Origin of the sequence: Methylotenera sp. (assembly GCF_036401095.1) — a bacterium.
Taxonomy (GTDB): domain Bacteria; phylum Pseudomonadota; class Gammaproteobacteria; order Burkholderiales; family Methylophilaceae; genus Methylotenera.
Window position 1 is genome coordinate 36,490 of sequence record NZ_DASWWA010000007.1, and the last position, 25,608, is coordinate 62,097.

Consider the following 25,608-nt stretch of genomic DNA (forward strand, 5'->3'; position numbering starts at 1 on the left):
TAGAAAGCTTTTTACGTAATTATTAGCAAGTATTGCTATGCTTTCCAGTACATCTAATAATGCAACTAAGTTAAGTGCCTATCTGCAACTTTGACCATGCCTGAGTGTATTCGTTTGTTATTGATAGCTGAATAGACTAAACACATTTTTAAGATGCAAATATGAATTTTTAATGTGCTGCCCATTCTACTTTTGATAAATCTACACCATCTTTAAACATTTCCCAAAGTGGTGATAGTTCTCTTAATTTATCAATTTTTCCCTTCATTAAACTGATGGTGTAATCAACATCGGCATCAGTTGTGAAACGGCCAATTGAGAAACGGATTGAGCTGTGTGCTAATTCGTCGCTGCGGCCAAGTGCGCGCAATACATAGCTAGGCTCCAAGCTGGCTGAGGTACACGCTGAGCCGCTAGATACTGCAATGCCTTTTACTGCCATGATGAGTGACTCACCCTCAACGTAGTTAAAGCTGATGTTCAGGTTGTGCGGTACGCGTTGCTCTAGATCGCCGTTAACGTACACTTCTTCAATGTCTTGCAAGCCATGCAGTAACTTGTCGCGTAAGCGGCGGATGCGTACGTTTTCTTCATCCATCTCTTCACGTGCGATGCGGAACGCCTCACCCATGCCAACAATTTGGTGTGTGGCTAATGTGCCTGAACGCATCCCGCGTTCATGACCGCCACCGTGCATTTGTGCTTCGATACGGATACGTGGCTTACGACGCACGTACAGTGCACCAACGCCTTTAGGGCCATATGTTTTATGCGCACTGAAGCTCATTAAATCTACAGGTAGCTTTTCTAAATCAATATGCACTTTACCGGTTGCTTGCGCTGCATCTACATGGAAAATCACGCCATTTTCACGGCAAATGTTGCCAATCGCAGTAATGTCCTGAATCACACCGATTTCATTATTCACAAACATCACAGAAGCCAGTACTGTATCAGGGCGGATAGCTGCTTTGAATTTTTCTAAATCCAGCAAACCGCTTGGCTCTGGGTCTAGGTAAGTTGCTTCAAAACCTTGGCGCTCCAGCTCACGCACAGTATCAATGACTGCTTTATGCTCAGTGGTAACGGTAATAATATGTTTACCTTTGGCTGAGTAAAAGTTGGCAGCACCTTTAATTGCAAGGTTGTTAGATTCTGTCGCACCAGAAGTCCATACGATTTCACGTGGGTCAGCACCTACTAGTTTGGCGACTTCTTCACGTGCGTTTTCTACTGCCTTTTCTGCGGTCCAGCCATATGGGTGGCTGCGTGAAGCAGGGTTGCCGAAATGTTCTGTAATGTACGGAATCATTTTTGCGGCAACGCGAGGATCTACAGGTGTAGTGGCTGAATAATCCAAATAAATTGGATGAAGGTCATCCCCAGAGCCTTTCAATACTTGCATTTCAATTGATGCTGACATTTCTTAATTATCCTTACCAGTTACGTTATATATATTCAGTGTTAGGCGTTGGCAACTTTAAGCTGCCACACCAGTGAGCTGTTTTAATCTCAAAATTTCATTTTTAAGCGCGGTTAAAAAATCTGTTACTTGCAATAAAGTGTTGTGGGCACCGAAGCTGACGCGTACTGCACCACGGGCCAGGTCTGGCTTAATGCCCATTGCCAATAATACATGGCTAGGTTCTGTACTGTCGCTCGAACATGCCGAGCCGCTCGCAACGGCAAACCCTTTACGGTCTAATGCTGTCACCAAAGTCTCGCCTTCAATCCCGTCTAAGGCAAAAAAGCTGGTATTCGGTATGCGTGTTACTTGCTGGCTAAATATCGTCACATTCAGCGACTTTAAGCCCAGCTCAAACGTGTTGCGTAGCATTTGTGTGTGGCTGGCAAAATGCGCCAAATTAGCAACTGCCAGTTCACATGCCGCGCCAAAACCAACGATGGCTGCTACATTTTCTGTACCGCTACGTAAGCCGCGCTCTTGGCCACCACCATGTAACAGTGGTTGTATATCCACGCGTTTATCTAAAATCAGTGCTGCTGCGCCTTGTGGGCCATGTATTTTATGGCTTGAGACTGTCATTGCGTGCACATTTAAATCTGTGAAACTCACAGGCACTTTGCCTAAGCCCTGCACCGCATCGGTATGCATAAATGCACCAGCTTTACGCGTAATCTCAGCAATCTCGGCAATATTTTGAATGACGCCGGTTTCATTGTTGGCGAGCATCACAGACACGATACTGGTCTGTTTCTGCAATTGTTGCTGTAACTGCGCAACTGAAAGTACGCCATGTTCATTTACCCCGATAGCATCGCTTAGCCATCCTGTTTGCTGCATTGCTTTAGCTGGGCGTGACACACAAGGGTGTTCAATTGCGCTATGTAAAATCTGGCTGCCGGATTGGCTGCCTGCGATGCCCTTGACTGCAAAGTTATTCGCTTCAGTGCCAGACGCGGTAAAAATTACTTGTGAGGCATATGCGCCGCAGGCTTCAGCCACTTGGGTTCTTGCATGCTCAATCGCGTCACGCGAGGATCTGCCAAATACGTGGCGGCTTGTAGGATTACCACTTTGCCTTTGGATCCACGGCAGCATGGTTTCTAACACGCGCGGGTCTAGCGCTGTAGTGGCGTTATGATCTAGATAAATGCTGGACATCGCTTAAACTTAATTAGATCGTCTAGTTAGCAATCGCTGCAGTATTAATGGCAACTGCTTTGTCATGCGCTGCTGTGCAGTTTCGTGGTGTGATTAATACTTTTTGACCACTTTTCTGCGACGCTACCATGTCAGCAAGGGTGATGCCTGCTAAATACTCTAAAATTTTTGTGTTCAATGCAGACCATAAGTCGTGCGTCATGCATCGACCTTCATCGCGGCAGTTTTCATGGCCGCCACATTGTGTTGCATCAATTTGTTCGTCTACCGCATTGATAATCTCAGCTACAGAAATTTCAGTGTGGTTTTTTGCTAAGTTATAGCCGCCGCCCGGCCCACGAATACTTTTGACTAAACCTTGTCTGCGTAAGCGGCTAAATAACTGTTCTAAGTATGAAAGTGAGATGTCTTGGCGCTCACTGATGCCAGCTAGTGTGACCGGCTTGGCTTCATGTGCATCTTTTGTTTCATTGATCGCTAGATCCAACATTGCCGTAACAGCAAATCGACCTTTAGTGGTTAATCGCATAGTGTTCTATATGTGTTTAAGTATCATGGATAGCTGAATTGTATAATTCCTTACAATTTTAGTCAACTATTATGCATATTGGTTCAGCCTTGTCCGGCTTGGTTTAAACTTAGCGTAGTTGCTTGTGGTTCGACGTTCGGCTTATGGTTTTTGGTTTGTAGTCGGCACCTTAAACGCCTCAGCCACCTCAGTGTCACTACGCTCATCGGTATTTAGGCGTGCTAACTGGGCTTGCAACTCAGTAATCGCGTGATCCTGTTTTGCTGCATGATCTAGTAATGAGTGTATCGCTTTAATCATGGGGTCATTTTCGTCATTACCCACGGCATAAGCCGCAAACCCGATTTTTTGCGCAGTTTCTTCGCGTTTTTTGGATTTTTCTTCTTCTAAAATGCGTGCAGGGATGCCTACTGCTGTTGCATTAGCCGGTACATCTTTTACTACCACCGCATTTGAGCCGATTTTTGCCCCTTCACCAATGGTGATAGGTCCCAATACTTTGGCACCTGCACCAATTACTACACCAGACTCCAGTGTAGGGTGGCGTTTGCCTTTGTTCCATGAGGTACCACCTAGCGTTACGCCGTGGTACAGGGTGCAGTCGTTACCAATAATCGCAGTTTCGCCAATTACAACACCCATACCGTGGTCGATAAAAACACGGCGGCCTATCGTGGCGCCCGGGTGAATTTCAATACCGGTAAACCAGCGTCCTATATGCGAACAGAAACGACCTAACCAGAAAAAGTTAGCTTTCCATAACCAATGGCTTAAACGATGCATCAATAGTGCATGTACGCCAGGGTAAGTGGTTAAAATTTCCCAATGCGTACGCGCAGCAGGGTCGCGCTCGAAAACAATAGAAATATCTTCTTTTATGTGGTCAAACATTTGGTTGGGCGTTGGTTTTAGATAGGGCGTAATTATGCCATAAACAACAATGGTTGACTAATTTACTAGGGCACTGGGTGCAGGCTTTGATTGATGGAGATGCGCGTGAATAAACTACGCACCTTAATACTAAGGCATACGTGGGTTGGCCAATCAGCACTGGCTGACTGAGCAGTCGTTACTGCTTTTGATGCCTAGCTTCTCGTTTAATTGCATGGCTGCGTCTTTATCCAGCTGATCAAGCAGTGCTGCTGTTTTAATCGCCTCATCTTTGTTGCCAGATTCTGCGGCAATCATGCCTAAATATAATAATGCGCTGGAGTGATGTTTATTTTGTGCGTAAAGCTGACTGAAGTGCTGTTCTGCATTTTTTGTTTCTTTTAGGTTGTACTCAGCAATGGCTAAATAGTTTATCGCTTCGCTGGTAGATGGTTCTGCTTGCACCCACTCTGTAGACACTTTTTTTAATGCTACCCAGTCATGGGTTTGGTAAGGTTGAATCACACGCATGAAATACGGGCGCTTTTCTTCGGGAGCGTCCCAAAAAGGTGATTCACCTTTAGTGTTAAGGCTGACTTCGGGTTGTTTCAGCAGGTTTTTAATCCACTCTACTGGCATGTTGTAGTAAAACGCGTTACGCCCCGGAGATTTTAGGGTAATGATGCCTACCAGTTTGCCGTCGTCGCTAAACATAGCGCCACCGCTGGCACCTAACCTAAAGTCGTTAGATGAACGAATAATGACGCTGTCATCCATGGGATAAAGTGCCTTCACTGCGCCATAGGTGGTAAGCGGTCTAGGTGAGTTGTTGGGGAAGCTAATGGTAAATACAGATTGTTCATATTGCAGGTTGGTGCTTTCCCCCAGCGTTGCAATTGTGGTGTTCAGACCATCAAACCCTGCGATGCAAAGGTCGTGCTCCCAGTCTGCTTTAAGGCTGGTAGCGCGATGGCTTTCGCCAAACTTGATAATATTAATCGCGTAGGCGTTAGCAATCACGTGGCAATTGGTCACTACTTGATCTTTCGCCACTACTACGCCAGACCCTACACCGTAACGGCCATCAGGTAGTACAACACGAATTTTTACCACGGTAGATTTTAGCGCATACACCAAGCTGTCGGGCGGAGCAGCAATGGCAGGGGTGTTGGTGAAAACACAACCAATGCTGAAAAGAAAACCAATGCCGAGTGTCAGTTTGCGCATCAAAGTATCTCCAAATGATGGATAAAACTTGATAGAACTATTTTGATAAGAAAATAGTGATTAAAAAAAGTTCTATTAATTCAATATAAAGCCTTTATTAACAATTAATTATTAGCGTTGCCTTGTTTAATATTTTTGGTGCTTTTTTGGCGTAACCGACAAGGTTAATATACCCCTTAGCAAGTTGACCTCTTCTTTTTCTAGCTTTGCGCGCGCATAAATACGGCGTATGCGTTCGCTAAGTTTTTTAGGTGCGGTAGGGTTGAGGTAGCCAATTTTAATCAGCGTGTCTTCCAGGTGGGTATAAAAGCCTTCAAGTGCTTCGTTGGTGGCAAGTTCTGGCTGGTTCTCGGCAGCATCCAACTTACCTTCTAATATCGCCATGCGGATTTCATAAGTCATGACTTGCACAGCGGCAGCAAGGTTGAGTGATGAATATTCCGGGTTAGCTGGAATCATGGCGAGCAGTTGGCAGCAATCTAACTCTGCATTGGAGAGGCCGCTCATTTCAGTGCCAAACACCAGAGCAATTGGTTGGTTTTGTGCGAGCGAGGCTGCACGGTGTGCGGCTTCACGCACGTTTACTAGCTCATGCGAGATTTGTCTTTTACGAGCACTCATGCCGATTGCCAATACGCAGCCGGTCAGGGCTTCCTGCAGGCTACTGCAAACCGTGGCTGACTCTAGTAAATCAGCCGCACCGGTGGCGAGTGAAGTGGCTTGCGGGTCTGGAAAGTGTAGTGGATTCACCAAGTATAGGTGATTTAAACCCATGGTTTTCATGGCGCGTGCGGTGGAGCCAATGTTACCAGGATGGCTGGTTTGGCATAAAACGACACGAATGTTATTGAAAATATTTTGTTTATCCACTTGGCTGACCTAATTTGTTAAAAATTATTTACTTAGCGAACCTTAATTGACCTAAATTGATATTAAGAATTTGGTATTAAGGTCGATAAAAGCTAAAATAGCATTTTATCAGCTCTTTAAGAAAATCTAGTCATGCATCCAATGCTATCTATTGCAGTAAAAGCCGCCCGTGAAGCGGGACGTATTATTAACCGGGCCTCACAAGACGTGGGTTCGATTGCCATTCAAACTAAAACGTACAATGACTTTGTTAGCGAAGTAGACAGGTCAGCCGAGCAGGCAATTATTGATATTTTGAAAGATGCTTATCCAGACCATGGTTTTTGGGGCGAGGAAAGTGGCCATGATAACCATGAAGCCGATAATATCTGGATTATTGACCCATTAGACGGCACGACTAATTTCTTACACGGCTTCCCGCAATACTGTATCTCAATTGCTTTGCAACAAAAGGGTGTGCTGACGCAAGCGGTGATTTATGACCCAGTGCGTAATGATTTGTTTACCGCAACTAAAGGTCGCGGCGCATTTTTAAACGACAAGCGTATTCGTGTGACCAACCGTAGCAAGCTGCAAGATTCATTGATTGCAACGGGTTTCCCATACCGTGACTTTACCCATTTAGATGCTTATATGGGTATGTTTAAAGACATGATTAAAAAGACCACCGGTCTTCGCCGTCCAGGCTCTGCTGCGCTGGATTTAGCATATGTGGCTGTGGGTTGGGTTGATGGTTTCTTTGAAATCAATTTATCTGCTTGGGACATTGCTGCAGGTGGCTTAATTGTGCAGGAGGCTGGCGGTATCGTAGGTGATTTTGAGGGTAACGAAAGCTGGTTAGAAACAGGTAATATTGTTGCGGCTAATCCAAAAGTGTTTGCGCAAATGTTGCAGGTTCTTAATCCACATCTAACCCCAGCACTTAAAACGCCTAAAAACGCTTAAGTTTGATTGTTGTGTTCAATACGTCTGCCACATGGGTAGATGTTTCTGAGGGCTCAGCACTATTGCTGAGCCATTCTCTCCGCTAGTTGTTTTCAGTTGTTGTCTTATGCAGGCTTAGACACGCCTGCACGATATTCACTTGCTAAAATTTGGATGGTATTGAATTTCGTGCTGGGGCATTTGTCTGCTCAACCATACGTTTTAGATGATTTCTCTGCATTAGGTTATGCTAAATTAAGTGGTGCTAGAAAACCCATTTTAGCTAACATATGCATGCAGCATAACTTTTAGTGTGTACACTAAACCTTGAGTGGCACATTCCTTTATTAAATAACACTGCCTCGTTTTACATGGAGCCATTTTAATATGAGTCAACAGGTGATTAGTCATACCAATTTGATGGAGCAGGCATTTGAACAGCATGCGCGGCAAGCGGATGCGCCCAAGTTGGTTGCAGACTTATTGGCACAGATTCGCCCGGCAAAGCCTGAGCAAACGGACGCTGCCGTTAAATCTATACAGGCACTTTGTTACTTGGTGAGCACCGATGCCGCAAAAGCCAGTCAGCTAAGAGATGCCCTTTTGCAGTTGTTAAGTGCTTACAATCCATTGTCCTTGTTTTTGATTGCACGTCACTCTGTATTTACCGGCTTCTTTTCTGAAATGCGCAGGCGCATCTCGCATAAAATTCTGCCTGAGGCGGTTGATGGCGCTTATCTGCTGGATTTGTTTTCAGTTTTCTTTACAAAAACTACGGATGAAATATGGGTCAATGCTGTGCCTGATATTGTTTGGGCTCAGTTGATTAGCGTCATGCGCTTTGATTTAGCTGATGAGGCGCTTAGTTTATCTTGCCAGCAAAACTTGTTTGCTGCGGCACAAGTGCTTTCGTATCGCACAGCGGCATTAGGGCTAGAGCCTGAGCTGTTAAAAAACTACCCTGAGCTTGAGCAGCATAGTTCACCTTTTATTATGCAGCAAGCTGAGTTGGCCGAGTTTATGGGTGCGCAAGATGTAGATGAAGCACACGTTGATATCAAGCATATATTGGTGATGCTGGATCAGTGTAAAGCGATAGTGGCAAAAGTGCGCAGGAATAGTGCGCTAACCGGGACTAGCATACATTTAACCCAACTATTGCAGCGTATATTAAAACAGATTGCACGCTTAGAGGAGTTGTTGACGATTTTGCATTGCTTTCAGCATAAGCAATCTGCTGATGCGGTGATTGTGCCCTTGTTCAAAGATTTGGTGTACAGCGAGTGCCATAAAAATGATTTACATGAGTACTGGCAGGAGAGCGTGGAGGTGATGGCGGTTCGTGTGACCGAAAATGCAAGCCGTGCTGGTGAGCACTACATCACAGAGAGCCGTAGTGAGTATTTTGCACTTATGCGTTCAGCCATGGGTGCCGGCGTTATTATTGCGCTGATGGCGATGTTTAAGCTGGTGTTAGCCAAGCAGCATTTTGCCCCGCTGGCTGAGGCAATTTTCTTTAGCTTGAATTATGGTATCGGCTTTATGCTGATTCATATCTTTCACTTCACGGTAGCGACTAAACAGCCGGCGATGACGGCCGCTGCGATTGCTGCCACTATAGATAATGCTTCGGATGGTAAAACTAAAGACATGCATAATTTAGTGGCTACCGTGACTAATACCATGCGCAGTCAGGCCGTTGCTATATTTGGTAATGTAGTAGTGGCGATTCCTATGGCAATGCTACTGTCTTGGGCTGTGTTTTATTTATCTGGCCATCATTTTGTAACGCCGGAGAAAGCGCATCAATTGTTGCGTGATATTCATCCTGTCACTAGCGGTGCTTTCTTTTATGCTGGAATTGCCGGTATCTGCCTGTTTTTAGCCGGCCTAATTTCTGGCTATCACGATAATCTGGCAATTTATAACAAAATTCCGCAGCGCCTGAAAGCTGTGCGCTGGTTGCAGCGGCTTTTGGGGGTAGAACGTTTAGCGCGTGTGGCGCATTATGTAGAGCATAATCTTGGTGCCTTGGCCGGTAACTTTTATTTCGGTTGTTTATTGGGTGGCATGGGTTCAGTGGGTGTGCTGTTGGGGTTGCCGATTGATATTAGGCATATTTCATTTTCTTCTGCGTTTGTGGGCTTTGCTAGCTTTAGTTTGGACTTTATGCTGACTTGGCAAACTGTGGCTTTTGCTGCGCTTGGGCTTGCGCTGATTGGCCTAGGTAATTTGATGGTGAGTTTTAGTCTGGCGCTGTATGTTGCCATGAAGTCTAGAAAGGTACGCTTTAACGACTGGCGTTTGTTGCTAAAAAATCTTGCTAGCCATTTAAATCAGCACCCGATACAGTTTATTTTGCCACCTAAAGATTTACCTCGTGAGGATCTGCCAACAAAAGAGCCGGCACAGCCAGGCTAAGTTCGTGTTGATTTGTGCATAGTGATGGCTGACAAGCAAAAATCTATTTTTTTGTAATGATGTGCACTCATTTGTCAGGCTCCATGGCGGCAATGCTCAAGAGGGTGCTGACGGTCATCTCACACTAAGCTTTTATGATCATAAGTAGCTTTTGGTTGCGGCTTACCTTGCCTAGCCATTGTCTTCGACTGTTTCTCTCTTGTAGTCAGTTATTTGCTGTAGTAATTTAGATTAATTCAGTATTGTTATTTTTATAAATTGTACTTGACATATAGTACGGAACCTTAATATCATTGTCCGTACTATGTTGCTACTAAAAGATTTGCCGACAATCAAGAGCTTAGAAAAGTTTGCGGAACGCTATCCCGACGCAGATACGCACGCTATTTCTGACTTTGCCAACCTATTACGAGCTTGCTCAGATATTTCAGATGCTTTAGATAAGTTACTCGGTCAGCATGGTTTGCTACAAGGGCGTTGGTGGATACTGGTGCTACTGATGCGTCAGGATGATTTAACCTCTTCACCATCTGAACTCGCGGAAAAAGTGGGTGTTACCAAAGCCACAATGACTGGGTTTATTGATAACCTGGAGCGTGAGGGCTTGATTACGCGCTTTATAGATAGCGTAGATCGCCGCAAGTATTTAATTAAGCTCACGCCAGCTGGGCAGCAAAAACTGGATGATGTGATGCCAGATTACCATAAAAAAGTGCATGCCTTAATGACGGTACTAGGCGATGCCGAGCGTGTGGCAATGCTTAACAGCTTAAAATCATTGGCAGCCAATCTAGATGTAATGAAGTAGCAATATTTTTTTGCCTAATTAGTTAGGGACCAAACAAAATTGAAATTTACATTTCTAAAATCTAATAGCACAATCAACACGGTGATGACCACAGTGATGCTTCCAGCTGTATTTAAATCCCTGCCTAAGTTAGGTTTAGGCCTTAGCCTGATTTTATTAGCCGGATGCGTGAGCATGTCTGGCATATCTCCGCAAGCCCAGCTAGTAACATCAGAAAAATTGGACGCAGGTAAAGTGATCACTACAGCTGCACATATAGCTTGGCCTAAAGAAGATTGGTGGAAAATCTATCATGATCCACAGTTAGATAGCCTGATTGCAAAAGCAGTAGAAGGCAGCCCTACAATCAATGCAGCAAAAGCTAGAGTGGCGCTTACGCAGGCCATTGCCGATAGTATGCATGCAGAAACGCTACCTAATATTAGCGGGAATATCTCTGTAGTACGCGAGCGTTTTACTGAGCTACAGTTTATACCGCCGCCATGGGGTGGGCATAGTGATTGGAACAACAAAGCGGCAATTTCTCTAGCGCACGATTTAGATTTATGGGGGCGCCAAGAAAGTATTTGGCAAGGCTCATTGGATGAATCCAAAGCGACAGCGGCAGAAATGCAGCAAGTTAAATTGGGGTTGGAGTCTGCAATTATCCGTAGCTATGTGCAATTAGCCATGGAGTTTGAGTTGCGCGACATTGCTGAAGAGCACCAAGCACAATTGAAGGAGCGAATAGCGATTGCGCGCCGTGCACTAGCTGCTGGTATCGGTACACAGATGGAAGTCCTTGAAACCGAGACGCCGCTACCAACGGCTCATGCTCATATAGAGGCAATAAACGCGCGTATTGATTTACTACGTCATCAACTGGCTGTGCTTTCTGGCCAAGGGCCTGGTGCGGGTGATGTGATACAGCGTCCGAGCATGTCTCTTGATAATTTAGTTGGTCTGCCAGATCAGTTACCGGCTAATTTAATAGGTCGTCGCCCAGATGTATTAGCGCAGAGATGGCACGTAGAGGCCGCATCGCACAATATTGAGGGGGCTAAAGCCGCATTCTACCCAAACATTAATCTGCTTGCCTTTGTCGGCTTTCAGGCACTTGGGTTTAGTCAGCTCTTGTCCAGTGCGGCAGGCATTGCTGGCGTAGGGCCAGCAATTTCTTTACCAATATTTGACGGTGGCCGCCGCCGTGGTAATTTATCCGCAAAAACTGCGGCTTATGACCTTGCGGTTGAAAACTATAATGAAGCTGTGATTCGCGCTTTGCAGGACGTTTCTGACCAATTAGTCATATTGCAATCCAACATTAAACAGCGCAAGGATGTAGCGCTTGCGCTGGCAACAGCACATAAAGCTCACACATTGGCGGAGAAAAGCTATCACGCGGGTTTGACTAACTATCAACATGTGCTCGACACCCATGCAATCGTGTTAAGGCAGCAGGAAATAGCGACGCAATTAGAGGCGGTATGGCTGGATGGTTATGCTAACCTGATGCGCGCACTTGGCGGTGGCACTATTGTAAATGGCACTGATGGCTATCACCTTGATGAGCAAGGCGTAGAGCAGCCTACTAACACAGGCGTGACGGAGCATCAGTAGCTGTGAGATTGATTCCTAACTTCATCACTAAACGCAAAGCACATGATCTGCTTGTGTTCCAAGCTGGGTGGCGTGAGTGGCAGACTGAAGATGCACCGATTATTGCCTATATCTTTAAGGTGCTACTGGCATGCATGCTGGCAATGTGGTTGTCGTTGCGTTTTGAGTTAGACCAACCACGCACCGCTATGATGACAGTGGCTATCGTGATGCAGTTTCGCTCTGGTATGGTGTTTGCAAAAAGCTATTATCGCTTTTTAGGGACTAGTGTAGGTATTTTGGTGTCATTTTTACTGGTGGCATTATTTGCACAGGAGCGAGTGCTGTTCTTGGTGTGTATGGGCCTATGGATAGGCTTGTGCACAGCAGGCTCCATGATATATCGTAACTTCCAGTCTTACGCCTTTGTGCTGGCTGGGTACACGTTATGTATTGTAGGTTTGCCTTCAGCCATTACCCCTGAGCTGACCTTTAATATAGGCGTCACCCGTATCTCTGAAATTTTGATAGGCCTGATTTGTGCAACGCTGGTCAGTGATTTGATTTTCCCCCAACGTATGTGGGATGTAATGCTGGCGGCTGTGCGTAGAAGATTTAAAGATTTCTCTGATTTGCTGCAGGCTACCGCAGTGAAACCAGTAGCGTCGACTACTTCAACGCCTACCTTACTACGTTTTCTTGGTGATATTTTCAGTTTAGAGACGTTTCAAGCCTCAACGGGCATGGAGAATGATAAATCACGCGTGCATAGACAAAAACTAAGCCGGATGAACCATGAGTTCATGGAAGTATCAACCAGCTTCCATGCCTTTGAGCAGTTATTGCGCCGTCAGCACGATAGTGCACAGCCTCAGGTTAGTCTGGCTTTGCAAAGAATTTATCAGTCTTTAAGTGCGGCCATCATGGTAGGGGGGCATAGCGCACAAAGTGAGCAGGAAGCGATGATTGTGAGCAGGCAGCTTACTGTTTTTCGCAATCAATTCTCTACCAATATTCATACTGAGCGTGCACAGCTAAGTGCTGATATAAGCCCAAGTGAACGCTTAGACTTTGAAACTGGCTGCGAATTATTACAACGCCTGACAGATGAACTTTATGTCTATACCAGTACTTATGCATCACTTGCGGTAGCCCAGAGCTGTAATGTTAGCCTGACGGAAACTGCACCTGCACCAAAACTGGAAATGCACTTTGACCCACTGGCCGTTACTTTAGCCGGCATACGTGGCACTTTGTCATTGGCGATTCTGTCTGCGTTGTGGATACTGACAGACTGGCGCTCTGGTGTAGAGGCCATCACGCTGGGCGTGATTTCGAGTACGCTATTTGCCACCACTCCGTCCCCCACACGCACTATCAAAAACTTTATGATAGGCGCCATTATCGGCACCTTGTTGGCGTATTTTTGCAATTTTCATTTATTAACGCAGGCCCATGGTTTTTGGATGCTGGCGGTAGCCGTTGCCCCCGGTATTATTATTGCCGCATGGTTCACAACCAGACCTGCTACTGCAATTGTAGGGGCAGGGGTGTTTATGGTGTATTTGATGCACATAGGTTTTAACAGCGCCTATAACAGTAACCCGGTAACGTTCATTAATGATGCGATTGCAGATTTATTAGCCGTGCTTATCTCCGGCATCATGTATGGGTTAATTGACCTGAGTAGTAGCCGCTGGTCACGCCAGCGCATTGCAAAATCTCTGCGTAACTTGGTGGTGGCGGCGTGTCGCGATACGGTAGCGCTACGCCGCAACCGTTTGGAAACAGGCGCACGTGAGCTGGTGCAACGCGCCGGCAGTGCGCAGCGTATTGGAGACAAAGAAGACCGTATCGTGATGGAGTGGCTGTTATCCACTTTAGAAATCGGCCATGCGGTGATTGCACTGCGTGAGTATATGCAAGTGGTGGAGCATCCGTACATCATTAAGATGTTGTCGCTTGGTCTGGAGTCTGTTGCGCAATTATATGACGCACCTTCTGAAGCGTACCGCATACAGGCGATTAACACGATTGATCATGCTATGGCAGAAATTAATCAGGCCAATATCGAATTTAATTTACCGCAAGCTAACCAGCACCAAATCAATGTGATGCTGCATTTTATTCGCAGTGCATTGCTGGATGAAGAGTCTGTTCTTGCAGTTGGTGCGCAGGCAACATTGGAGAAACATTAACTATGTCCGTAGAAATTGCACTGCCAGTTGAGGTTGCATTGTTAGATGCGTTGGTCCCCAGCCTGTTGTTTGCCTTTATCGCTGCGGGGATAGGCTCATTGATACTGGATTGGATATTTGTACGTTATGAAATTTACCGTTATCTATGGTACCCAGCTCTGTTTCGGCTCGCATTATTTATTTGCCTATTTGCCGTGCTTGGGCTTTGCATCTACTGAAAGGAAACACCATGAAAGGTCTGAATAAAACGCTAATTAGGGTCTCCATCACTTTGCTACTGGTGGTGGTTGCTATCGCCCTAGGGCGCATGCTGTGGGTGCGTTATATGGACTCACCGTGGACACGTGACGGCAGGGTGCGTGCAGATGTAGTGAATATTGCACCTGACGTTGCAGGCTTAGTCACTGAAGTTGCCGTGCACGACAACCAATTAGTGCGCCGGGGCGATGTGCTGTTTCGTATAGATAGTGAACACTATCAACATGCCCTGAATCAAGCAAAAGCAAACGTGAGTCAGCGTAAAGCCATGCTGGATATGAAGCGTGGTCAGGCATCGCGCCGTGCTGCGCTGGATGACCAAGTGATTTCGCGTGAAAACAAGGAAGATACCGATATGGTAGCCATCAGCGCCAAGGCTGAGTATGAGTCTGCATTGGCGCAACTGGATCAAGCTAAGCTAAACTTCGAACGTACCGTCGTACGCTCTCCCGTAGATGGTTGGGTATCCAACCTGTTGGTGCGCCCTGGTGATTTTGCACAGGTTGGCGCGGCAAAGTTGGCCGTGATTGATCAACACTCATTTTGGGTCTATGGCTACTTTGAAGAGCATAAATTAGCACTTATCAAAATCGGTGACCCTGCAGAAGTGAAATTACTAGGTTCAAATCGTGTGTTGCATGGGCGTGTTGAAAGTATTGCGCATGGGATTACCGATAGAGATAACCCAACTGACGTGCGTTTGTTAGCTAATGTGAACCCCAGTTTCAACTGGGTGCGTTTAGCGCAGCGGGTGCCGGTGCGTATTAGTTTGGACAGTATCCCTAAAGATTTAACACTGGTGGCTGGGATGACCTGTGCGGTGATTGTTCACCCCAGTACCAAAAAATAAGCGGGTTGCCTCTCGCTACCTACAACTGTAACCATTACAAGTTGCAGGTAGCGAGGCCGCGCATCTAGCAGTTAATAGTGGTCCCAATGTGCATTGCCATAATCTGCAACTTTTACTCTGGGCTCTTGCCTTGCAGCGCTGATAAACTGTGGTTTGGCGACGGGGTGCATTTTAATTACATTGTCTACAAACGTGGTATTTGCTTCATCTAATTTAAATACGCTGACGGCATCTGCCAAGGCGTTGGCTTGCTCTAGCAGTGATTCAGCCGCTGCAGTTGCTTCTTCTACCAAGGATGCATTTTGCTGTGTGGCTTCGTCCATCAAAGTCATCGCCGCGTTGACTTGATCGATGCCCGTGCTTTGCTCTACAGACGCCGTTGCGATTTCGCTAATAATATCAGCTACTTGCTGTACTGAGGATACGACTTCTTCCATGGTCTTGCCTGCATTTTCCACCTGTTTTGTGCCCTCATAGGTTTTGCTTACTGAGTCATTAATCAGCGCTTTGATTTCTTTGGCTGCACTGGCCGAACGCTGAGCCAAGCTCCTTACTTCACCGGCAACCACGGCAAAGCCACGGCCTTGCTCGCCTGCTCTGGCAGCTTCAACTGCGGCATTGAGGGCAAGAATATTGGTCTGAAAAGCAATGCTATCAATCACGCTGATAATGTCTTCAATTTTGCGTGCGCTTTCATTAATGGCGCTCATGGTAATCACCGCGTCTGAAACCACTGTGCCACCTTTGACTGCAACGCCTGAAGCGCTTAACGCCAATTGGTTAGCTCGCTTAGCGTTATCTGCATTACGTTTTACGGTTGATGCTAGTTCTTCCATGCTGGCCGCAGTTTCTTCTAGGCTGGATACTTGTTTTTCCGTACGTGCTGATAAGTCATTATTGCCTGAGGTGATTTCTGCGGCGGCGGTATTAATGGTTTCTACCGAGGCCTTAACTGTAGCAATAGGGCCAACAATCATTTCTAAGGTTTCATTCACGCCTTCTACAATTTTTCTAAAGTCACCCAAGTGTGTGCTTGCATCTACGCGCACGGAAACTCTGCCATCATGCGCCGCATTAGAAAGTATGTTCACATCACTGACCAAGGCATTAATAGAAGTAATGCAGGTGTTCAGGTTGTCTTTAATATTATTGAAGTCTCCATTGAAACTGGCGGTGATTTTTTCAGGAATCTCGCCACGTGCAATGTATTCCAAATTGTTGGCTGCCATGTTAAGTGGTGTAACGATAGCGTCCAATGTGGCGTTCAGGCCTTCAATTACTTTACGATATTCACCTAGGTGTTTTGATGCATCGGCACGGGTAGTTAGTGCGCCAGCTTCTGCATCTTTTGCTAGTAAGTTGGCATCTGCCACCAATGCTTTAATGGCAAGGCCGCAAGCGTTTAAGTTGTTTTTGATGATATTGAAATCACCGTGGTAGTTATCTGTGATTTCAGATGGAATGATGCCTTTAGATAAGTTATCTACATAATTTGCTGCCATAGTGAGAGGGGTGATAATGGCGTCTAGCAGTTGGTTAATGCCACTGCTGATATCTTTAATCACGCCGGTCGGCAAGGTGTTGGTATCAATGCGCTCGCTCAGTTTGCCAGCAACGGCCTGCTTAATAAGATCGGCAACGTTTTTCTCTGCAATCACTTCTGCAGTGCGGTTGCTCCACTGCGTCATCTGGCCTAATGCATAGCCATCTGTTTCATCATATACCGGGCTAATCACCAATTGCAGGTGGTGATCGGCCATTGTGGTATCGATAATCTTTTTGCTAGTTATCTCAGTAGCAAGCAGCTCACGGTCTGCTGCATTTTCAAGATACTGGCTTAGGTTCTCACCCATCATTTTATCTAAAGCGAATTCAGGCTGATATTTCTGAATGCCACTGCTCATTTGTTCAAACAAAGTTTTTGCCGCATTATTCATGTAGATGAGTCGGTTGTCTCGATTAGATAAAGTAACGGCAACCGATGCCTGGTCTAAAGTAGCTTTAATCCGCTGAATACTGCTGACTGCCTCTTTGTGGTCAAAATCCAGTCTGGTTTTGAGTGCGTGGTAAGCATCAACAACGTCTGTGAGCTCATCGCGGTGCTCCGACCTTGGCACCAGCTTGTTATTCATTTCTTCTGCACTTTCACGCAGGTTGCTGCCGATAGCACGTAAGCGCGGGATGATAGAACGGTTGAGGTTCCAGCCCAGTAAGCCGCATATCATGAGGGCGACAACAATAAATGCAATCGCGTAATTTCTATGTTTGATATAGTTGGCTTGCGTAACTTCGTATTCTGCGGCCACCCCTGCATAGTGCAGGCTGCTCAGTTTATTCAGGCTTTCAGTCAGTGGGTCTATCGCTTTATATACATCTGAGGTGTTAAATGTCATCAAGCGTTCAATATCATCGCTACGAATAATGCCTTGCAGTAACACCGCAGATTCCAGCGCGGTATCAAATAATGGCTGAATCTCAGTAGCTAATGCGGATTCAGTTTCTGCATGCGGGCTGGCTAAATAGGCTTTCCATTCTTTGTCTAATACCAGCAGTGCCTGGTCAACATTTGCGGCAGCCTCGCTTGAGGTAATAATGCCTCTTTGCAGTTTTTGGCCGGTGCTAACAATGTTGGTGCTGAACATATCGTTAATCACTTTCAATTGCTTTAATGGCAGCACTCTTTTCTTATAGACACTTTCTAGGCCAAGGTTACTTTCTTTAATGCCAGAAATGCCACTAAAACCAAGCATAGAGGTGGTTAATGCCACCATGATAAAAATGCAGGCAATTTTGTTGTTAATCGTAATGCGGTTGGTAAACTCTTTAAATCTTCTCAGTAATGCGGTATGCCAGCGCTCTTCATGCTTGATGGCGCGGTAATGCGCGCGTGCTTTTTCAATCTGTGCTTTGCTGGCTTTGGTGCTCACAGACATATAACCAACCACTTTTCCATGTTCACGCACTGTGGTGACGCATGAATATACCCAAAAATGATCACCGTTCTGGCATAAGCCTTGTTCCACACCTATCCACGGCTTTTTGCTTTGCAGCGTCATCCATATATCGGTGAGAATCTCTTTCGGCATCTCTGGGTGATGGATAACACTTTGCTTTTTGCCTATCAAGTCTTGTTCATTAAAACCGGTCACTTCAATAAAGTCGCGGTTTACGTAAGTAATTTTTCCTTCTAAATCAGTTTTTAAAACGATGGAAACTGATTCGTTAATCTCTCGTTCAATTTGCGTTAACGTGATATTTTCTTTCATTACACACCTTTTTTATTATTTGTATAACAAACATGGAATAGCGCTGATTGACGACAAACACATGCGCTATGTTCTGACTTCGTTTTGGGCTTTTCTAATCCTGTCATGACGTGTAGCTAATCACGCCGCCATTTCTACAACGGATTCGTGAGGGCTGCGACGCTCTATAAAGAGGCTATTGCCTGCAATTTCCTTGGCTTGTTTCTTGGCGTTGACACACGCGGTAGAAACTTCGTGGTGCGAGTGGTAAAGCGCAGAATTTACAATCAATGCGCCAATAGATAGACTGATAAAGGGGTGGAAGCGCTGTTCTCCCTGGCGGTCTTGCGTGGTGATGCCGCCGTTTTTTTGGTCAGTGCCTGAGTAAAACGTAGGGGATACTTTAGCAATCTGTGCTAACAGCGTATGGCAGCGGCTTTCCCAGTTTTTACTCTGAAACAGCAAGATAAAGTCATCACCGCCGATATGCCCGACAAAGTCATAAGGGCCGCAGGCATCCGCCAGTATTTGGCCGGTTCGCTGAATTACTTCATCGCCTTTTTTGTAGCCATATACATCGTTATATGGTTTGAAGTAATCAAGATCGCAGTAACATGCGACAAACTGTGTGCCTGATTGCAGCAAGCTATCAATTTGTTCACTAATCGGTACGTTGCCCGGCAGTAAAGTCAGCGGGTTAGCGTAGCGGGCGGTATCAATCTGCATTTTGGTGATGAGCCTGAGTAGATCATGCCCACTTGCCATGCCTACGTACTGGCCATTTTCTGTGACAATAAAGCCGGCCGAAAGGTGATGCGGTTTGCTTTGCAGGATTAAATCGCTCAGATTTTTTAGGCTGGTGTCTTTGTCTACAATCAGTGCAGACTTGTCCGTCATAATTTCACATGGGCGCTGCCCATATAGCTCCCTGCGGAACGGGCGCGCGTAATCGTTAATCATGATAGTGCGATTAATCAGGCCAATCGGCCTCCCATCCTGTACTACGGGGATGGAGTAAATTTCCTGATTCTCATCGAACATTTTAAATACATCTTCGTTCATGCAAGTCGGGCTGACTGGTGCTGAGTATTTCATAAGCTTTTCAACAGTCGCGCGATTTTGTAGCAGGTTTTCACGCTCACACTCAAATCTGACCAGTGTGTGGATAATGTCGGATGATGCCTCTAGTATGGGCGTTGGGTGTGGTCTGGCAATATGGTAGCCTTGGCTATAGGCAATGCCTAAGTCCCGGATTGCCATCAGCTGCTCATGGGTTTCAATCCCCTCAGCAATCACTTGTGCGCCAGACTTTTCGGCGATCTCCTGAATTGACCGTGCGAACTGCAGCTTTACCGGGTCCAAGTGAATGTTCTGGGTGAAATGCTTATCAATTTTAACGTAGTCAGGGCGTATCTCTGACCATAAACGCAAGCCGGAAAAGCCTTCGCCTAAGTCGTCGATAGCAATTTCAAATCCCATGTTCCGATAGTGATGCGTAGCATCACGCATTAACTGGTAGTCTAGCGTTTGTGCGTTCTCTGTTAGCTCAATAATGACCTGACTAGGCTTTAAACCTAGTGCATCCATATATTTAAGAGTTTCACCAGATTTTGAGTATTTTTGTAATAAGATATCTGGGCTGATGTTGAGAAATATTTTCCCCGGCAGGTTCTGCTTGGCAAATGACTCCAGCACCGTCTGGCGACAAAGATATTCCAGCTCAGTTACCAAGCCGCAGCTTCTGGCCATTGCAAATAAAGCCATGGGGGAGTGCAACATGCTGTTGATTGGCCCGCGGATTAAGCCTTCGTAGCCAATAAACTTGCCTTGCTGCATATTAAGTATTGGCTGGAAAGCCGCGGTGAGTTGCCTATTTTGAATAATATCGTGTAAATGCAAGCAAGCAGCTTCATTGGCGCATGGGCCGAGTTCCGTCATCCATGCCGGATTACTCACTGTACTCATTTAGACCTCATAGATCGTCTTATCATGGGTAGCAATATTGACGCGCCAATGTGACATGGGCGTGACAGTTTGATGACATTTAATAATTGGTCTTAGCGCTGTTTTTTAATGCGATATATATTTATCACTTAGATTCGCCACGAGTTTAATGCTGTCATTTGCGCGGCTTAGGTTAAAATCTAACTTACTTAAAATCCGTGAATTGTTGAATGACTACTGCACCACTTTCGCAGGCCGCTAACGCTTCAGTGCCCAATTTAGAAAGCCACACACCCATGATGCGCCAGTATCTGGGCTTAAAGGCACAGCATCCTGATATGTTGCTGTTCTATCGTATGGGCGATTTTTACGAGCTGTTTTTTGAAGACGCCGAAAAAGCCTCGCGATTGCTGGGCATCACCTTAACCCATCGCGGTAGCAGTAACGGGCAGCCGATTAAAATGGCTGGAGTGCCATACCACGCAGCTGAGCAGTATTTAGCCAAGCTCGCCAAAATGGGCGAGGCGGTAGCGATATGTGAGCAAGTGGGTGACCCAGCAACCACTAAAGGCCCGGTGGCACGTGAAGTGGCACGTATTCTTACCCCAGGCACGCTTACCGATGCCGCGCTGTTGGATGAATCACGTGATAATCAATTACTCAGTATTTTTCAGGCGGATGGCGTAGTTGGCTTGGCACGATTAAACCTAGCCTCTGGTAGTTTTATTCTTAGCGAAATTGCAGTAGGTTTGTTAGCACAGGAGATAGAACGCATTGCCCCTAGCGAGATGTTGCTTGCTGATGATTTTCAGCACCATGCATTAAATGCAAGCAAAGTGGCTAAGCGGCGCTTGAGCCCGTGGCAGTTTGATTTTGATAGCGCGTTTGCCACCCTCACCAAGCAGTTTAATACTTATGACCTGCATGGTTTTGGTTGTGCCGATATGCATCCTGCAATTTGTGCGGCGGGTGCACTGCTGGATTACGTGAAGCATACGCAACGCACTACTTTGCCCCATATTAATGCATTAAGTGTAGAAACCACCAGCGCCTATTTGCAGCTTGATGCTGCAACCAGACGTAATCTGGAAATTGACATGACCTTGCGCGGTGAGGCTAGCCCCACCTTGTATTCTTTATTAAATACTACGCAAACGGCAATGGGTGCGCGTCTATTGCGCCATTGGTTACACCATCCTTTGCAAGACCGTAACTTGGTGATAAAGCGACATGAAGCGATTGCTGATCTCACACAAACTAACCAGTTTTTGAGCTTGCGTCAGACCTTAAAGTCAGTTGCTGACATTGAACGTATCACCGCACGCGTTGCACTTAAAACGGCGCGTCCTAGAGATTTATCTGGTTTAGCCGTGAGTTTGCAACAGTTGCCGTTGCTGCAAGCGCAGCTTGAGCCGCAGGTAGCCGGCTTGCTGCAAACCTTAGCGCTTAATTTAATGCCGCCAGCCGAAGTGCTAAGCTTATTAATCACCGCCATTAAAGCGGAGCCTAGTGTGGTGCTACGTGAGGGCGGAGTGATTGCCGATGGTTATGATGCAGAGCTAGATGAACTGCGGGCGATACAAACCAACCATGGCGAGTTCTTGCTAAGTTTTGAAGCTGCAGAAAAAGAGCGTACCGGCATTGCTAACCTGAAGGTGGAATATAACAGTGTGCATGGTTTCTACATTGAGATGAGTCGCACGCAGGCGGAATCCGCGCCTGCGGAATACAGGCGCCGCCAAACGCTCAAAAATGTAGAGCGCTTTATCACGCCTGAACTGAAAGCGTTTGAAGATAAAGTGTTGAGCGCCAATGATCGTGCATTAGCGCGTGAAAAAATGCTGTATGAACAGGTGTTAGCACAACTCGGGCAATATATCTCTGCCTTACAGACCAATGCAGGCGCTGTTGCCGCCTTGGATGTGCTGTGTTGCTTTACCGAGCGTGCCATTAGCTTAAACTATGTAGCGCCTATGTTCACTACTGAGGCGGGGTTGGAGGTGGTGAATGGACGCCATCCTGTCGTTGAGCAGATTTCCTTGCAGGCATCCGGCCAGCCGTTTATCGCCAATGATGTGTCACTTAACCCTTACCGCCAACTACTATTGATTACCGGTCCCAATATGGGCGGTAAATCTACTTTTATGCGGCAGACCGCGTTGATAGTATTACTGGCATATTGCGGTTGCTATGTGCCGGCGACGAGTGTGAAGATAGGCGAGATTGACCGCATCATGACGCGTATTGGTGCATCTGATGACTTGGCGGGCGGACGCTCCACGTTTATGGTAGAGATGACGGAAACCGCCAATATCCTGCATAACGCTACCGATAAAAGCCTAGTGTTGCTGGACGAAATCGGGCGCGGCACTTCCACCTTTGATGGTTTGAGTTTGGCTTGGGCGGTTGCTAAGCAATTGTTAGAGAAAAACCGCGCCTATACTTTATTTGCTACGCATTATTTTGAGCTGACACGTATTGTGGATGAGTTTAAATATGCGGCGAATGTGCATTTAGATGCAGTTGAGCATGGCAACACGATTGTATTCATGCATAAGGTAGAAGAGGGCGCTGCCAACCAAAGCTATGGCCTACAAGTTGCACAGTTAGCAGGCATTCCTAAGCCCGTTATTAGTGCGGCAAAACGTAAGCTCGCCCAGTTAGAGCTCAATCAAGTGGCAAATCAAGATGCATCTGCTGTGCCGCAGGTTGATATGTTTATGGTAAATGAGCAGGCTGCCGATGCACCATTGCACCCGGTATTAGCGGAATTAGAGTCACTGCAAGTTGACGACCTCACGCCTAAGCAAGCGCTAGACGTGCTGTACCGTTTAAAAGAAGCCGCTAACCAAGCTTAAACGTAGGTTTATTTTCCCGCACCTGTTCTCCTGCCGCTTAGCGAGCTAAATGTGCGCATGCCTACGATGGCATTGCTAGTAATCAATAGTGCTTCATCTTGGCACAAGCGCGTGCATACGCACTTTATTTGTGCGAACTCCTAATTTTTAAGTTGTTTCCTTAAGCGCATAAATCAGCAGATTCCATAAGAAACAAGCATTTATGCTGGATTTTAATAGTTGGCACAGCTATTGCTTATACTAGCTCAACTGATAGAGTCTTAAGCCGCTATGTTAAAAGTAATGATAGTTGATAATAATTTGGAGCGCGTTAAGCCACTTAAGCAATCTTTGATTGATAGTGGTTACGATGTAATCGCACATCTAAGAGATACCATCAACTTGAATGACGCATGTAGCAAGCTTCAACCGGATGTGGTGGTGATTGATACGGATTCACCGAGTCGCGACACATTGGAGCATATCTGTGTGATGACGATGAATGATCCTCGCCCTGTGATGATGTTTACCCACGATGGGAATAAAGAGCAGATTAAATTGGCAACGCAGGCAGGTGTGTGTGCTTATGTAGTGGGTACTTTACCCAATGAGCGTTTGCAACCGGTAATAGATGCGGCGGTGGCCAGGTTTGAAGAATTTAAGAATTTACGTGTTGCCTTGCAAGAGGCGAACACCAAGCTAAGCGAACGTAAAGTGATTGAGCGTGCAAAAGGTTTAATCATGAAACAGCGCAACGTGGATGAAAACGAGGCTTATAGCATGTTAAGAAAGATGGCGATGGAAAAGCACACGCGCATCGGGTCTTTAGCAACGCAAATAGTAGAAGCGGCAGAGTTGCTGCTTTAACCGAATAGGAAATTAGAACTAAGCATTAAGCATTAAGTAGTACTCGCGTATAAAAGCCCAATGATGGGCAGTCTACGTAAGTGCTCTAGCAGTAAATACGAGCCAATGGAGGCTCAGATCAAGTAATACAAGACAAAGGCGTCTTGATAAGCAATCAACTCTTTATTGATGAGTTGGTTCAACTTATCAGACGCCTTTTTTTTATAAATTTTTTAGATTGTTTGGATTATTTTAGGAGAGCTAAGATGGGCAATGACAATACAAGCAACAAAGCAGATAAATTAGGTCAGCAAGCAAATGTGGTGGTTGATCCAGCACGCCGTGATTTTTTTAAAATGAGTGCAGTTGGCGCATTAGGGGCAGCAGCAATGATGGGTTTAGTACCAAATGGCATCCGTACACAAGCATACGCAGCAGGTTCTGACGCACCAGAAATCAAAGAAGTAAAAATCGGCTTTATACCTCTTACCGATTGCGCACCGATTATCGTAGCTGCGGAAATGGGCTTTGATAAGAAATACGGTATCAAGATTACCCCTTCAAAAGAGGCATCTTGGGCTGCTGTGCGCGATAAAGTAGCTAACGGCGAGTTGCATGCAGCACACATTCTATACGGCCTGGTGTATGGCGTTCAGCTTGGTATTGGCGGTCAGCAAAAAGACATGACAGTGCTGATGGGCTTAAACCATAACGGTCAAGGTATTACGCTTTCTAACCAGCTTAAAGACAAAGGTGTGAAAGATGGTAAGAGCTTAAAACGTTTGCTAGATAACGAAAACCGTGACTATACCTTTGCACAGACTTTCCCTACCGGTACCCACGCGATGTGGCTTAACTACTGGCTGGCTGCAAATGGCATACATCCGGTAAAAGACGTTAAAAATATCGTAGTGCCACCACCGCAAATGGTTGCCAATATGCGTATTGGTAATATGGATGGTTACTGTGTGGGTGAGCCATGGAACGCTAGGGCGATTTTCGACAAAGTAGGCTTTACCGTTGCAACTACACAAGATATCTGGGTAGATCACCCTGAGAAAGTATTGGGCGCTACAGCAGAGTTTGTAGAGAAAAACCCAAATACAGCACGCGCCATCATGATGGCGATTCTAGAAGCTTGCCGTTATATCGATGCAACAGAGAACCGTGCAAAAGTAGCTAAATTGATTTCAGGTAAGGCATACGTGAATGCACCAGAGCAAGTGATTGCTGGCCGCTTCGTAGGTGACTACGACAATGGCAACGGTAAAGTATGGAAAGACCCTAACTACATGAAGTTCTTTGATGACGGCAAAGTGAACTACCCATTCTTGTCTGACGGTATGTGGTTCTTAACGCAGCATAAACGTTGGGGCTTGCTCAAGTCAGATCCTGACTACTTAGCGGTTGCTACCAAAGTTAACCAAACCAAACTTTATACTGAAGCTGCATCGCAATTGGGTATTAGCGTACCAAAAAGCACAATGCGCAGCAGTAAGTTAATGGATGGCGTAGTGTGGGATGGCTCTAATCCAGCTGCTTATGCTGCATCATTTAAGATTAAAGCGTAAGCCATA

At 46.0% G+C, this 25,608-nt stretch carries 18 protein-coding genes; 10 read left to right on the top strand and 8 right to left on the bottom strand.

Annotation, left to right across the window (positions count from 1 at the left end):
* Positions 1-169: 169 nt before the first annotated feature.
* The 6 genes from VGD82_RS05975 to VGD82_RS06000 form a co-directional block, all read right to left on the bottom strand.
* Positions 170-1,423, bottom strand: a complete 1,254-nt coding sequence (locus VGD82_RS05975) for an IscS subfamily cysteine desulfurase (protein WP_135278368.1) — start codon at positions 1,421-1,423, stop codon at positions 170-172.
* A gap of 57 nt (positions 1,424-1,480) precedes the next feature.
* On the bottom strand, positions 1,481-2,626 hold the full coding sequence (locus VGD82_RS05980) for a cysteine desulfurase family protein (protein ID WP_331019530.1): 1,146 nt from the start codon (positions 2,624-2,626) through the stop codon (positions 1,481-1,483).
* A 22-nt stretch (positions 2,627-2,648) separates the two neighbouring features.
* Positions 2,649-3,155 (bottom strand): Rrf2 family transcriptional regulator, encoded by a 507-nt coding sequence (locus tag VGD82_RS05985; RefSeq protein ID WP_331019531.1) that lies wholly within the window; start codon positions 3,153-3,155, stop codon positions 2,649-2,651.
* A gap of 141 nt (positions 3,156-3,296) precedes the next feature.
* Entirely contained in the window at positions 3,297-4,046 is a 750-nt protein-coding gene (cysE, locus tag VGD82_RS05990; RefSeq protein WP_135278365.1) for a serine O-acetyltransferase, read from the bottom strand.
* 153 nt (positions 4,047-4,199) lie between these two features.
* Entirely contained in the window at positions 4,200-5,252 is a 1,053-nt protein-coding gene (locus VGD82_RS05995; RefSeq protein WP_331019532.1) for a trypsin-like peptidase domain-containing protein, read from the bottom strand.
* Positions 5,253-5,378: 126 nt separating this feature from the next.
* Positions 5,379-6,122: an RNA methyltransferase gene (locus VGD82_RS06000; RefSeq protein ID WP_331019533.1), complete on the bottom strand. Its 744-nt coding sequence runs from the start codon at positions 6,120-6,122 to the stop codon at positions 5,379-5,381.
* Between the two features lie 132 nt (positions 6,123-6,254).
* On the opposite strand from VGD82_RS06000, the gene VGD82_RS06005 reads away from it, so the two are divergent.
* From VGD82_RS06005 to VGD82_RS06035, 7 genes are all read left to right on the top strand, one after another.
* Positions 6,255-7,067, top strand: coding sequence for an inositol monophosphatase family protein (locus VGD82_RS06005; RefSeq protein ID WP_331019534.1), 813 nt, complete (start codon positions 6,255-6,257; stop codon positions 7,065-7,067).
* A 366-nt stretch (positions 7,068-7,433) separates the two neighbouring features.
* Positions 7,434-9,467, top strand: coding sequence for a site-specific recombinase (locus VGD82_RS06010; protein WP_331019535.1), 2,034 nt, complete (start codon positions 7,434-7,436; stop codon positions 9,465-9,467).
* Positions 9,468-9,771: 304 nt separating this feature from the next.
* Positions 9,772-10,275 (top strand): MarR family winged helix-turn-helix transcriptional regulator, encoded by a 504-nt coding sequence (locus VGD82_RS06015; RefSeq protein WP_331019536.1) that lies wholly within the window; start codon positions 9,772-9,774, stop codon positions 10,273-10,275.
* Between the two features lie 39 nt (positions 10,276-10,314).
* Positions 10,315-11,874: an efflux transporter outer membrane subunit gene (locus VGD82_RS06020; protein WP_331019537.1), complete on the top strand. Its 1,560-nt coding sequence runs from the start codon at positions 10,315-10,317 to the stop codon at positions 11,872-11,874.
* 2 nt (positions 11,875-11,876) lie between these two features.
* Complete coding sequence (locus tag VGD82_RS06025) at positions 11,877-14,051, top strand: FUSC family protein (RefSeq protein ID WP_331019538.1); 2,175 nt, start codon at positions 11,877-11,879, stop codon at positions 14,049-14,051.
* A 2-nt stretch (positions 14,052-14,053) separates the two neighbouring features.
* Positions 14,054-14,269 (top strand): DUF1656 domain-containing protein, encoded by a 216-nt coding sequence (locus VGD82_RS06030; RefSeq protein ID WP_331019539.1) that lies wholly within the window; start codon positions 14,054-14,056, stop codon positions 14,267-14,269.
* A gap of 11 nt (positions 14,270-14,280) precedes the next feature.
* Positions 14,281-15,159, top strand: a complete 879-nt coding sequence (locus tag VGD82_RS06035) for an efflux RND transporter periplasmic adaptor subunit (RefSeq protein WP_331019540.1) — start codon at positions 14,281-14,283, stop codon at positions 15,157-15,159.
* 71 nt (positions 15,160-15,230) lie between these two features.
* Here VGD82_RS06035 and VGD82_RS06040 read toward each other — a convergent pair whose 3' ends face one another.
* Both VGD82_RS06040 and VGD82_RS06045 read right to left on the bottom strand, forming a co-directional pair.
* Positions 15,231-18,425, bottom strand: coding sequence for a methyl-accepting chemotaxis protein (locus VGD82_RS06040; RefSeq protein WP_331019541.1), 3,195 nt, complete (start codon positions 18,423-18,425; stop codon positions 15,231-15,233).
* Positions 18,426-18,545: 120 nt separating this feature from the next.
* Complete coding sequence (locus VGD82_RS06045; RefSeq protein ID WP_331019542.1) at positions 18,546-20,369, bottom strand: GGDEF domain-containing protein; 1,824 nt, start codon at positions 20,367-20,369, stop codon at positions 18,546-18,548.
* A 209-nt stretch (positions 20,370-20,578) separates the two neighbouring features.
* On the opposite strand from VGD82_RS06045, the gene mutS reads away from it, so the two are divergent.
* From mutS to VGD82_RS06060, 3 genes are all read left to right on the top strand, one after another.
* Positions 20,579-23,206, top strand: a complete 2,628-nt coding sequence (gene mutS / locus VGD82_RS06050; protein ID WP_331019543.1) for a DNA mismatch repair protein MutS — start codon at positions 20,579-20,581, stop codon at positions 23,204-23,206.
* A 282-nt stretch (positions 23,207-23,488) separates the two neighbouring features.
* Positions 23,489-24,052: an ANTAR domain-containing response regulator gene (locus VGD82_RS06055; protein ID WP_331019544.1), complete on the top strand. Its 564-nt coding sequence runs from the start codon at positions 23,489-23,491 to the stop codon at positions 24,050-24,052.
* Positions 24,053-24,297: 245 nt separating this feature from the next.
* A complete protein-coding gene (locus VGD82_RS06060) occupies positions 24,298-25,602 on the top strand; it encodes a CmpA/NrtA family ABC transporter substrate-binding protein (RefSeq protein WP_331019545.1) in 1,305 nt (434 codons plus the stop codon).
* Positions 25,603-25,608: the final 6 nt, after the last annotated feature.